The sequence below is a fragment of the Treponema sp. C6A8 genome (assembly GCF_000619925.1).
Lineage (GTDB): Bacteria > Spirochaetota > Spirochaetia > Treponematales > Treponemataceae > Treponema_D.
In genome coordinates, this window is the sequence record NZ_JHVB01000001.1 from 354,440 (window position 1) to 366,701 (window position 12,262).

11 protein-coding genes are annotated in these 12,262 nt (G+C 37.3%); 8 read left to right on the forward strand and 3 right to left on the reverse strand.

Annotated features, from left to right (window positions below):
• Positions 1–2: 2 nt before the first annotated feature.
• Positions 3–1,733, reverse strand: coding sequence for a hypothetical protein (locus tag T530_RS13225; protein ID WP_051537735.1), 1,731 nt, complete (start codon positions 1,731–1,733; stop codon positions 3–5).
• A gap of 117 nt (positions 1,734–1,850) precedes the next feature.
• On the opposite strand from T530_RS13225, the gene T530_RS0101565 reads away from it, so the two are divergent.
• The 5 genes from T530_RS0101565 (at position 1,851) to T530_RS0101585 (ending at position 7,839) form a co-directional block, all read left to right on the forward strand.
• On the forward strand, positions 1,851–3,305 hold the full coding sequence (locus T530_RS0101565; protein WP_027727495.1) for an ABC transporter permease: 1,455 nt from the start codon (positions 1,851–1,853) through the stop codon (positions 3,303–3,305).
• Complete coding sequence (locus T530_RS0101570; RefSeq protein WP_027727496.1) at positions 3,305–4,591, forward strand: ABC transporter permease; 1,287 nt, start codon at positions 3,305–3,307, stop codon at positions 4,589–4,591. Before T530_RS0101565 ends, T530_RS0101570 begins: the two co-directional genes overlap by 1 nt.
• A 151-nt stretch (positions 4,592–4,742) precedes the next feature.
• On the forward strand, positions 4,743–5,498 hold the full coding sequence (locus tag T530_RS0101575; protein ID WP_252507344.1) for an outer membrane lipoprotein-sorting protein: 756 nt from the start codon (positions 4,743–4,745) through the stop codon (positions 5,496–5,498).
• The gene (locus T530_RS0101580) at positions 5,498–6,754 is read left to right on the forward strand and encodes a hypothetical protein (protein WP_027727498.1); all 1,257 of its coding nucleotides are present in this window, start codon (positions 5,498–5,500) and stop codon (positions 6,752–6,754) included. The genes T530_RS0101575 and T530_RS0101580 overlap by 1 nt, the downstream gene beginning before the upstream one ends.
• A 50-nt stretch (positions 6,755–6,804) precedes the next feature.
• Positions 6,805–7,839, forward strand: a complete 1,035-nt coding sequence (locus T530_RS0101585) for an MraY family glycosyltransferase (protein WP_027727499.1) — start codon at positions 6,805–6,807, stop codon at positions 7,837–7,839.
• A 17-nt stretch (positions 7,840–7,856) separates the two neighbouring features.
• Here the strand turns inward: T530_RS0101585 and T530_RS0101590 are convergent, their stop codons facing one another.
• On the reverse strand, positions 7,857–8,588 hold the full coding sequence (locus T530_RS0101590; RefSeq protein ID WP_027727500.1) for an ABC transporter ATP-binding protein: 732 nt from the start codon (positions 8,586–8,588) through the stop codon (positions 7,857–7,859).
• Between the two features lie 89 nt (positions 8,589–8,677).
• Between T530_RS0101590 and T530_RS13230 the strand changes: the two genes are divergently transcribed.
• Genes T530_RS13230 through rfbC form a run of 3 tightly spaced genes read left to right on the forward strand, consistent with a single transcriptional unit; the run spans position 8,678 to position 11,220 of the window.
• The gene (locus T530_RS13230) at positions 8,678–9,742 is read left to right on the forward strand and encodes a mannose-1-phosphate guanylyltransferase/mannose-6-phosphate isomerase (protein WP_051537737.1); all 1,065 of its coding nucleotides are present in this window, start codon (positions 8,678–8,680) and stop codon (positions 9,740–9,742) included.
• A 2-nt stretch (positions 9,743–9,744) separates the two neighbouring features.
• Positions 9,745–10,620 (forward strand): glucose-1-phosphate thymidylyltransferase RfbA, encoded by an 876-nt coding sequence (gene rfbA / locus T530_RS0101600; RefSeq protein WP_027727501.1) that lies wholly within the window; start codon positions 9,745–9,747, stop codon positions 10,618–10,620.
• Between the two features lie 9 nt (positions 10,621–10,629).
• Positions 10,630–11,220, forward strand: coding sequence for a dTDP-4-dehydrorhamnose 3,5-epimerase (gene rfbC, locus T530_RS0101605; RefSeq protein ID WP_027727502.1), 591 nt, complete (start codon positions 10,630–10,632; stop codon positions 11,218–11,220).
• Between the two features lie 89 nt (positions 11,221–11,309).
• Here the strand turns inward: rfbC and rfbD are convergent, their stop codons facing one another.
• Positions 11,310–12,260, reverse strand: a complete 951-nt coding sequence (gene rfbD, locus T530_RS0101610) for a dTDP-4-dehydrorhamnose reductase (RefSeq protein WP_027727503.1) — start codon at positions 12,258–12,260, stop codon at positions 11,310–11,312.
• Positions 12,261–12,262 lie beyond the last annotated feature (2 nt).

The following is a 12,262-nucleotide window of genomic DNA, read 5'->3' on the forward strand; positions in this document are numbered from 1 at the left end:
TCCTAGAAATTGTAGGCAAATGTAAGATTTATAATAGCATTATGGAGCGTTTCTGTACTTGTTACTTTATTTTCGCTGTCATATGTAAAATATTTCGAATTGACTATATGTTGATAAGCAATTCCTGTTTTGATTGTAAAACTTGGAAGAAAGTAATGAAGATTTTCTAGTCCAATTATATAAAATCCTTTATATGTTTGATTTTCGTTATTCAGGTTTATGTAGGAGTATGTATTGTCAGGATTTGCTCGCTGAAGCAATATTGAAGATTTTCCTTTTGGATATATAAGTGAAAAACTTAATGTTTGTGAATTACCACCGTTTGCTAACGCTGAACCAATATATTGTCCTTTGTTTGTGTAGCCCTGAGTTACTTGATGGTGCATATTAAAGCAATAAGCAGCTTTTGCAGAAACTTTATTTCTTGCAAGTTCCATATCAGAATATTCAAATATAACTTCACCATAAATATTTTTCTTTTTAGAGAATGTTATTGATTTCTTTAAGCCTGCAGTCCAGATAAGAGTATCGAACGGGTATCGTGTAAGTCCTTCAATCCAACCACCCTGTAAATAATCATCTAGTCCAAGTTCTCCATATAATTCAAGTCCGACTCGTGGAATTATTAAGTCTATATAGCAGGACATTTTTTGATCTTCACCAATTTCTTCTCCAATTCCACTGTTTGAATCATAAAACGGATTTAGATATCTGATGTCAAATGAATTCCATTTTGATATACATACTTTTGTTACTCCAAATGAAAGACCTGGAATGAAAGATGGGTTATAAGAGAAGGTAAATCCATTAATTCTATTGTGGTCATTTGAAGAATTATTATCAAAAAAACTTGATTCTGTAAGATATCCCATCCAGATTCGACTTTCTATGTCCCCAATGTACCAGTTGCAAAATGGTAAAAATACTTTAGTTTTTCTAAGTCCAATGTCAAATTTTGGATATGTTGGCGCATTATTTGAATGTAATATCGGATTATATTGTGAAGGTCCTAACCATAGTGCTTGTGTTCCTGCTCCTAGTGAAAAACTTCTCCATGTGTAACGGAATTCTGAATCTCCCCAATCAAAAGTCCAGAAGGCAGCATCTCCAAAGCGCTGTGGTGCATCAAGACCATATCCCCAGTAATACCCATATTGATTAGGGTATACAGAAGTCATCATTTCAAAACTCAAATTCTGGCTAAAACTCAACTGCGGCTTCAATGTCACCTCAAAACCGTACATTTCAAATCTGGCGCCGCCGGTTAAACTTGAGTTATAGCCTTTTCCCTGCCAGAGAGCGCCGTCATTCTGACCGTATGGGGCTGCAGTATTATAGCTGTTGAACCATTCAGGTCCGTAAACCTTGCATTTAATGTTGTGGTCGTAGCCGCGGGTGAACCAGTTTTTACCCTGATTCTGTGACTGCCAGAGTGTGTATTTTTTTCCTAAATTGTTGTTCTGCCATGGATGTGAAGGCAGAACTTTTGTCGTTACTGGATTTCCTTCTTCATCCAAAAGAGGATTGCCGTTTTCATCAAGAACGTTGACAGTTTCTTCTATAAATTTCCATTCTGAATCACTTAGTGTGCGGTAGCCAAGAGTAGGGCGTTCAACAATACCCTGAAGCGAAAGAAAATCATAATATTCTTCTTCTGTAGATTTAAGAGCTTCCTGTGCAAAAAGTGCTGCTGAAAATAAAAAGGCAGCTGTGGCAAAAATTATTTTTTTCATAAACTATACTCTATCACAAAGCCACCTTAAGAGCAAATATCATTTTGCCCATCCTTTATTGAACTCAAGTCTAATATTCATTAAAATTAATAGACTTTGTTTTTTGGATATTAATTAATGATGTTTTTTAAACTGGCTCTTAAAAATATTATTTCGCGGAAAACTTCAATAGTTATTGTGCTTTTTATTGCTTTTTCAGTGGCTCTGCTGGTTCTTACCAACGCAATTTTTGACAGTACCGAAAACGGAATTCAGGAAACTTTTATTACAAGCTTTACCGGCGATATTGTAATCAGGCCTAAACATGAACCGGCCCTTAGTCTTTTGGGAGATGAATCACCTGTTACAGGAACTTTTACTGAAATTCCTTTGCTGACTCCATATGAAAAAATTAACAGCTATCTGAAAGAGCTTCCTGAAGTAAAACTTACTAATCCTCAGCTATTTGGAATGGTAGCCCTTGATTATAATGGTCAGAAAACGCCAGCCGCTTTGTTTGGAACTGAAACTTCTGATTATCTTAAAATGATGAGCGGAATAAAAATTGAAAAAGGGCAGGCTTATTCTGAAAATCAGAAGGGAATAATGCTTTCGACTCAGATTGCTGAACTTATCGGCGCTGATGTAGGCTCTGAACTTCAGTTTATTGTAGCTGAAGGCCTTTCCGTGCGAATCCGTTCGGCTCCTGTTACAGCAGTTTATTCTTATCCTGTTAAAAACAGAATTTTTGATGATATTATCGTAATTTCGCCTCAGACTGTTCGTGAACTTTTTGAAATCAATTCAATGTATTCTGCAGAAGATCTTGTGCTTGATAAGGGAACACAGGAACTTCTTTCTGATTATGATTTGGATTCTCTTTTTGATGAAAGTGATGATAATCTGGATGATTATATTTGTTATGAAACTGTAGATGCTGACGAAGAATGTTTTGCAGAAGATTCTTTCAATGACGCTGCAGTAATATCAGAAAACTCTGCTGATACAACCTGGAATTTTATTATCTGTAAGCTTGACCAGGAAGCATCCGTTAAAAAAACAATCAAAAAAATGAACCGCTTCTTTAAAAAATCAGGCTGGAATGTAGAAGCTGTCGGCTGGCGAAATGCTGCCGGAAACCTAGCAATGTACCTTTACTTTTTGCGCCTGATTTTCAATATTGGTATTTTTATCGTACTGTTCGCCGGATTTATCATCATCAATAATACTCTTGTTATTAATATTCTTGACCGTACTCAGGAAATCGGAACAATGCGGGCTATAGGAACTTCAAAACTTTTTGTAAGTCTTCAGTGCATGTCAGAAACTTTTATTCTTGCAGTGGCGGCTGGTATTATTGGAATGATTCTGGGCTGTATTTTCAGTAGGGCAGTTTTAGCCCTTCATATCACATTTTCTAATACATTTTTGATTCAGCTTTTCGGCGGAAATACTCTTGTAACAGTTATCAAGGCTTCAAGTCTGTTAAAATGCTTTGGCGTTTCCCTTATTTTGGGAATGGTTGCCTGGATTTATCCTGTTCATACTGCCCTTAATACAAGCCCGGTCGTAGCAATGAGAGGTGCTAAATAATGTATCAGCTTATTCTTGGATTCCGTTCACTTTTTTACCGCAAAAAGCAGTATATTTCTCTTTTCTTGATTTGCTTTTTCGGAACTGGAATTTCGCTTTTCAGTCTTTTTATAAGCAAGGGGATGATTGCTTCCCTGAATGAAAAAGCTGAAGTTTATTACGGCGGCGATTTTTGTTTTATGAGCTGTAACTGGGATGAAAGATATCTTGGCGATTACGAGAAAATTCTTGAAACTGCAAAAGCTCTTCTTCCTGAAAATGTTTCAATTTCCATCCGTTATGATTTTGATGCCCAGAATAAGGTTTCTTTCTATTATGAAGGTGAGGAAGTTCTTCAGCGTGTTATAAAAGGCGTTACATTTGATTCTGAAAAAGCGCTTTTTGATAAATTTAACTTCCTCTGCGGTAGTGCTGATATTAAAAAAGGCTCTAACGGAGTCTTAATCAGTGAGCCGATTGCAAAAAAACTTGGCGCAGGCCTTGGTGATGAAATTACCCTTTATCTTAGAAACATAAACGGTTATATCAATACAGTTCCCCTTGTAATAAAAGGCATCTTTCAGGATTCAAGCGTTTTTGGTCTTTATACAACCTATATGGATTTTGATTTTCTGCGTACAGCATATGGTCGTGATTCAAGCTTTTCAAACCGTCTTTGTGTAGATTTTCCCGGAAGAAGCGGAATTTCAAAAGAAGAACTGGAAAAGATTCAGTCTGCTTTTGAAACTGCATTTAAAATGCATCCTCTTGTAGATAATAAGCTGGATTTTTACTTTGACCCGAATAATACGCCGGATACATACGGAATTATCCCTTTGAGTGCCAACCTCAATGATGTAAATATCCTGAAAAACGCTATGAATGTTGTAATTTCTCTTATAATCGTTTTTCTTGTCCTTATTATTGTTGTTGGAATTGGAAGTACTTACCGCGTTCTTGTAATGAAGCGTATAAATGAAATTGGAATTTATATGGCAATCGGCATGAAGAAAAAGGCAATTATGGGAACTCTCCTTATTGAAAGTCTTTTCCTCTTGCTTACCGGTTGCGCCGCAGGTTTTATTCTTGCAGAAATTTTGTGCAGGGTAATTTCTGGAATTAAGTTTACCTTTATTCCGATGTTTTCAATTTTTCTTACAAAAGGATATCTGCACCCGCTTTTTGATGCAAAAGGATTTTTCATGCTTACGGGCTGTGTAATTTTTGTAACTCTTTTAGCGGTATTTTATTCTGTAAAAAAATGTGTTAATATTATGCCTTGTAACGCAATTGCGGCTAATGAATAAATGTCAACTTTGCTTGCAAAGTTGATGTTCAGCCTGTTATAACTGATAGTGGTAAGGTTGATTTTTAGGCTGAACAGGTTCTAGGTGATAGGTGATAGGGAGTTTTTTTATGAAAAAGATATTTGTATGTTTAATTTCTAGTCTAATTTTTATGGGCAGCCTGTTTTGCGAGATTTCCAGAAGTGATGCTGAAAAACTTTTGCAGAAAGCACAGGACAATACATGTTTTTATAATACTGATATGAAGGGTGATTATCAGATTGTTCACGATAAGCCTGGCAGCGGCCGCAGTATGCTTAATGCGATTCTTTATCGCCGTGATTCTCAGAAAAAGTGGACAATTTTGATTACAGGTCCTGAAAAAGACAAGGGTAAAGGCTATCTTCAGTTTGATTCTAATATCTGGTTTTATGACCCTGCAGATAAGCGCTTTACTTTCTCTTCTGCCCGAGATAAATTCCAGAATACTAATGCCAATACAAGCGATTTTACTCCTCAGCTTTATGTTTCTGATTATCAAATTGATTCCTATGAAGAAACTAAACTTGGAAAATTTGACTGCGTTCTTTTCGTACTTAAAGCATCTTCAAAAAATGTAACATACCCTGAGTTAAAATTGTGGCTTAGTAAAGACGATGGCCTTATGCGAAAACGTGAAGATTATTCACTTTCCCAGCAGCGTCTTAGAACAATTGCCGTGCCTTCCTATCAGAAAGTTATAGGTTCAGACGGAAAAGAGTATTCAATTCCTGTAAATATGGTAATTCAGGATCATCTTCGCGGTAAAAAAATCAATGATAAGATGGAATATGAAAAGACTGTAATTGGAATCAGTAACGTAGTATTTGCCCCTGTTGAAGATATCGTTTATACAAAGCCTTATCTTGAAACAATGAGTGTTAAATAATGAAAAAAATCTTTACTGCAGCTCTCTTTTCTGGACTTCTCTTTACTTCTTTTAATAATGCATTTGGTCAGGAAGATGATATAGATTCCATGTTTGATGATGCCCAGGATGTGGAAGCTGTTCAAACTGAAGCTGAAAAGCCAAGTGAAAAAGTGAATGACGGCACTTTTCCTTTGAAACTTTCTGGTCATCTGGACAGTGAAATTGGTGCTGCCTACATTTACTGCCATGATGATACAAACAAGCCTTCCGGATATTTTTCTTTTAATAATTATCTTTATCTTGATGCACGACCGACTAAGGAAAGCCTGATTCACGGTGTGGTTGGAATTGCTTTTCCTGGTTATGATTTTGGAATCAATGAATGTTATTTTGACTATATTATAAAAAACAGGCTTTATATCACTGCCGGTAAAAAATCTACAACCTGGGGATATACAAGACTTTTTTCTACTGCATCAAATGCTACTCAGACACAGCAGGATGAATCTATCGTAAAAGCTCTTGGCGCAGAAAATACTAACATTTTATACGACAGCGGAAAAGGAACGACTGTTATGTGCCGTATTCCTGCCGGAACCGGGACCCTGACAGGTTTATGCCTTTACAAGGGAACTTTGAATAAGCCTGGGATGTCTGATTTGATTTTTGCTGCTTCTGCAGAGCTTATTGTTGAAAAAACTTCCGTAAACGTTTTTGGACGCGGCGGACAGAGTGAAACTGACAGTAATGATAATGTAGTCGGCCCTTTAATCGGCTTAGAGGTAAAACGTACAATTTTAGGCGCTGATGTTTACGGACAGGGGCTCTGCCGTTTTGATTCAAATAAAAAGTTTCTGAAGGTTTTTGAATGCAATAATTTTTATGAATCATCATTTAAGACTCTTGTATTTACAGGCGGTTTTTACAAATGGTGGGATGAAATCGATTATCCTATTGGATTTAATGTTGAATATCAGGGAGTTCGTTCAATTACCAATACGGCTGATGAAAGTTATTCCGGCTCAAATACAAACAGCTTTGCTTTTGAAGGCGGAATCAGAAGGCTTGGAAAGAGGCATAATGTAAAGCTTGGAGCAGAGTGGACTCATTGTATTGAAACAAAAACAGGCTTTATAAAGCCTGGTATTATAGTAAGCGGAATATTCCCTAATGTAGACTGGAAAAACGGCGTTAAATGGGAATACGGTCAAAATCTTCCTGCCACTGGTAAATGGACGATAGGTACATATTTTACTTTGGCGCTTAATTATTAGACCGCCTTTTTATTGAATGCTTTCTTATTTTAAGATATAATTAAATAGTTATGATTTTGTTCGTTATCCTGGCTTTTTTAGTTTCTGCACTTTCAATGCCAGTTATTATAAAAATATGCAAAAAACTTTCCTTGTATGATTATATCGATTCAAGAAAAATTCATTCAGGAAATATTCCCCGTTTAGGCGGCCTTGGAATTGCATTTTCTTTTTTCCTTTTTGCAGGTCTTTATTTAAAAGCAAATAGAAATATCAGTCTTGTTGCAAACTTTCCAGTTCTTTTTGGCGCAATGATTATTTTTATCTTTGCATTTATAGATGATATTTTTAATCTTCATGCAAGTGTAAAGCTTCTGGCTCAGCTGGGAGCTTGTGCAATTGTTATGATTCATAACTTCCGTTTTACGCAGATTTTCTACTGGAATCTTCCTGATTATTTAAGTTATATTCTTACTTTTGTCTGGATTCTGGGCCTTATCAATGCCTTTAATCTTATAGACGGCATGGACGCGCTTTGCGGATCTCTTGCTTTTTTATCAGCCGTAACACTGGGAATCGTAAATGATTTATATGGAAATCAGATTTCTGGTGTTAATTATATTTTTGCAGCAGCAATTCTTGGTTTTATCGTTTTTAATAAACCGCCTGCAAAAATATTTATGGGAGACTGCGGCAGTCAGCTTATAGGATTTTTGATAGCAATTCTTCCTCTTTATCCTACAACACGTGATATCGAATTTAATAAGTTTATTATCATGGTTGCTTTAGTTTCTCTTCCTGTTTTTGATACTATTGCAGCTGTATGGCGCCGTATTCGTGATAGAAAACCTGTTATGCAGGGGGACAGCGCTCATCTTCATCATAAACTTATTCATATGAACTATTCAAAGTATAAGGCTTTGATTTTAATTGATTTAATTCAGTTCTTTATTTGTGTTTCCGTTGTTATCGCTTCTCAGCTGGAAAAACGTCTTGCAACAGCACTGCTTGCTGAGACAATTGTACTGGTAACTATGTTCTTTACAATCGTACATTTTGAGCATCGCCGCCAGTACAGAAAAATGAATCAGAATCAGGCTGAGTAAATAAAGTTTAAGTAATTTTAAGCTGAAAGAATATGTCCGTCGCTTATTTTGATAACGTGATTTGACATTTCTACAATCTTTGAATCATGAGTAGAAAACACAAAGGTTGTTTTTAATTCTTCATTAAGTTTTTTCATTAATTCAAGAATCTGGTCGCCGTTTTTTGAATCAAGGTTTGCTGTCGGTTCGTCGGCAAGAATTATCGGAGCTTTTGTTACAAGGGCACGGGCAATTGCAACTCTCTGTCTCTGTCCGCCTGAAAGTTCACTTGGCTTATGAGTTTTCCACTGGGTGAGACCGACTGTTTCAATCAGGAAATCAATCCATTCGCGTCTCTGCTGAGCATTGAGGCTGTCAGTTGCCGGAGAAGAGCCTATTTTAAGCGGAAATTCAACATTCTCGAAAACGTTAAGTACTGGAATAAGATTAAAAGTCTGAAAAATAAATCCGAGGTTTTTACGGCGCAGTTCTGTAAGGGTAACGTCAAGTTTGTGAGGAAGTCTTGTAGTTTTGGAAAGTTCCATATCTTTGTAAACATCGTTACCGTTAAGAATGATTTTTCCTCTTGTTGGAAGATCGATAAGTCCTATCATATTCAAAAGAGTTGATTTTCCAGAGCCGGAAGGACCTGAAATTGCTGCAAAATCTCCCTCCTGAATGGTAAAACTTGCCCCATCAACTGCATGAACTTCAACTTTTTCCATCTGATAGGTTTTAAATACATTCTGTAACTCTATAACTGCTGACATAAATAACAGTATATCACAAAATCAAAGCTGTTACCATACAGGGCAAAAAGTTATTTATTAATCTAAAAAAACATAATATACTATATATTATGAAATTAATTCCGATTATTCTCAGCGGTGGAGCAGGAACTCGTCTCTGGCCGCTTTCTGTAAATGATCATCCAAAACAGTTTTTACCACTTGTAACTGAAAAAACTATGATTCAGGAGACTCTTCTTCGTCTTCAGGGTCTGGAGCTTGGAAATCCTATTGTTTCCTGTGGAGAAGGACATCGCTTTCTTGTTGCCCAGCAGGTAGGCGAGGTAAGTGGGGCAAAGCCAACTATTATACTCGAACCTATGGCAAAAAATACAGCGCCTGCCATTGCAGCTGCCTGCGTCTCGGCTTTGAAACAGGATAAAGATTGTGTTGTAATTGTTCTTCCTAGTGACCATGTTATTCGTGATGTAAAGGCTTTCCAAAGGGCTGTCGAACTTGCCTCTAAAGATGCATATGAAAATAATACTCTTGTTACTTTCGGAATAGTTCCGACTTTTGCTTCAACCGGTTATGGTTATGTAAAAGCTGGAGATTCTGAGTCTAATGGCGTTTTTCAGCTTGAGCGCTTTGTAGAAAAGCCATGTCTTGAAAAGGCCCAGGAATATCTTGCAAGCGGTCAGTATTCATGGAACAGCGGAATGTTTGTATTCCGTCCTGGCATATTTCTTGAGGAACTTAAAAAACTCAGCCCGGATATGGCAGAACTTTCTATTGAATCATTTGAAAAGGCAAAAAGTGACGAAGATTTTATCCGCCTTGATGCGGCTTCTTTTAGCCAGATTAAAGGTGATTCAATTGACTATGCCGTTATGGAAAAAACAAAGCTTGGCCGCATTGTAAAGCTTGATGCCGGCTGGGATGATGTAGGTTCCTGGTCTGCTCTTTATGGAATCAGCAGCAAAGATGAAAATCAGAACGTTACAAAAGGGGATGTTATCGCTCTTAATGTAAAGAACTCTTATATTCGTGCAGAATGTGAACGACTTGTAGGAGTAATCGGTCTTGAAAATCTTGTAGTTGTAGACAGTCCTGATGGTCTTTTGATTTCTGATATTAATAAAATTCAGGATGTAAAGAAGATAGCAGAGACTTTAAAATTGAGGTATAATAAATAATTATGAAAGGAATTATTCTTGCAGGTGGAAGCGGAACCCGCCTTTATCCAATTACAAAAGCTGTAAGTAAACAGATTCTTCCGCTCTATGATAAACCAATGATTTACTATCCGCTCAGCGTTCTTATGCTGGCTGGAATCCGCGAAGTTTTGATTATTTCTACTCCACGCGATATAAAATGTTTTGAAGAGCTTTTTGGTGACGGTGCCTGGCTTGGTATGAAGTTTGAATATGCCGTTCAGGATAAACCCCGTGGTCTTGCAGACGCATTTATCGTAGGAAAAGATTTTATCGGCTCTGATGATGTTGCCTTAGTGCTTGGTGACAATATTTTCTATGGTCAGAGTTTTTCTTCAACCCTGAAAAATGCAGCAGAAAAAATCAGAACTCAGAAAGGCGCTGTAATTTTCGGGTATTACGTTGCAGATCCAACTGCCTATGGTGTCGTAGAATTTGATAAAAAGGGAAATGCTCTTGGCATCGAAGAAAAGCCTGCAAATCCAAAATCAAATTATGCTGTTCCAGGCCTTTATTTCTATGACAATTCAGTTGTGGAAATTGCCGCTAATGTAAAACCTAGCGCCCGTGGTGAAATTGAAATTACTGCCGTAAATAATGAATATCTTGCAAGAAAGCAGCTTAAAGTTGAACTTTTGGGCCGCGGTATGGCATGGCTTGATACAGGAACTTATGACGGACTTCTGGAAGCAAGTAACTTTATTGCCACAATTGAAAAACGTCAGGGACTTTATGTAAGCTGTATTGAAGAAATTGCCTATAAAAACAGCTGGCTTTCTAAAGATCAGCTTCTTGAACTTGCAAAAGGCTATAAAACTGATTATGGTCGTTATCTTGAATTTATTGCTAACAGTAAATAAGAGGAACTTATGTCATTTGAATTTAAAAAATGCGGTATAGAAGGGCTTTATGAAATTCAGCCTAAACTTTTTGGAGATAACCGCGGCTACTTTTTAGAAACTTACAGTGAAAGAGATTTTTTTGCAGCCGGACTTAAAATGAAGTTTGTTCAGGATAATCAGTCTAAATCTACAAAGAACGTTCTCCGTGGTCTTCATTTTCAGAAACAGCACCCGCAGGGAAAGCTTGTACGTGCCCTTGAAGGAAAAGTTTATGATGTTGCAGTTGATTTGCGTCTTGGAAGCGCCACTTTTGGTAAATACTATGGCGTAATCCTGGACACCGAAAAACAGAATATGTTTTATATTCCGGAAGGTTTTGCCCACGGCTTTTGTGTTCTTACAGATACAGCAACCTTTGCTTATAAGTGTACAGACTTTTACCACCCGGAAGATGAAGGCGGTCTTATGTGGAATGATCCTGCTATAGGAATTGAATGGGAAAAAATCTGTCCAGGTATTACCCGGAACGCAAACCTGAGCGAAAAAGACACCCGGCACCCAGCATTTTCTCTGGAGAATAAATATTTCGATCTGAATGGTAAGTGGATATGCCGATAATCGAAAATCCGTTATAAAATGAGCTGCGACAGCGGCTCATTTTAGGATTATCGAAAAAAACGGCTCGTGGCGAGACTAGCGAGCCACGTTTAAAGCGGATTAAACCTTTCATTTTTAATAAACTTTTCAAGGCTAACCTGCCATTCCGGAATCTTAATTTTCAATTCCTTAATAATCTTATCCTTACTAAGTACTGAATATGCCGGACGCTCAACCTTAGCTCCGTATTCTTCTGTACTACAGCCATTTACCTGACAATCCTGAGTAATTCTTCCGTATTTTTTTCCAAGTTTATAAATTTCACAGGCAAATTCATGCCAGTTTGTCTGCCCAAGATTTGTAAAGTGGTAAACTCCGTAAGAAGGTGCACTGTGTTTTCCAAAAAGCGATTTTGCCCCTTCATTCTTTTCTATCAATTTCAAGAGTGCTTCTGCCAGATCTGACGCGCAGGTTGGAGTTCCTCTCTGGTCATTTACAACCTTAATCTGGTCATGAGAGTTCATAAGCTTTGTCATAGTATAAACAAAGTTTTTACCATCAAAGCCATAAAGCCAGGCGGTACGAACTATGTAATAGGTATTCATTTCCTTTTGAATAGCGACTTCACCTGCAAGTTTTGTCTTACCGTAAACACCGAGAGGATTTTTGTGACCGTCTTCTGAGTAAGGGCTTGTGCCGGCACCCCCAAATACATAATCTGTAGATATGTGAATCAGCTTTGCCCCTATTTTTCTTGAAATCCGAGCAATGTTTCTTGGCCCGACTTCATTCAGTTTTTCTGCAAGTTCTGTTTCTTCTTCAGCTTTTTCAACATTTGTATAACCTGAACAGTTGATAATCCAGGTAATTTTTCTTTCCTTGTGAGAAATCTTTGAAGGGAAATATGCGTTTGTTTCAACCGATTCTGCAAAATTTTCAAGCGCGTCTATACTTGTAATATCAACTTCCCGGTCTGTTCCAACCCAGTTAAATTTCTTTTCTTCCAGCTGGCGGCAAACTTCCTGCCCCAGCATTCCCTTGTTTCCAATCACCCAAATCATAT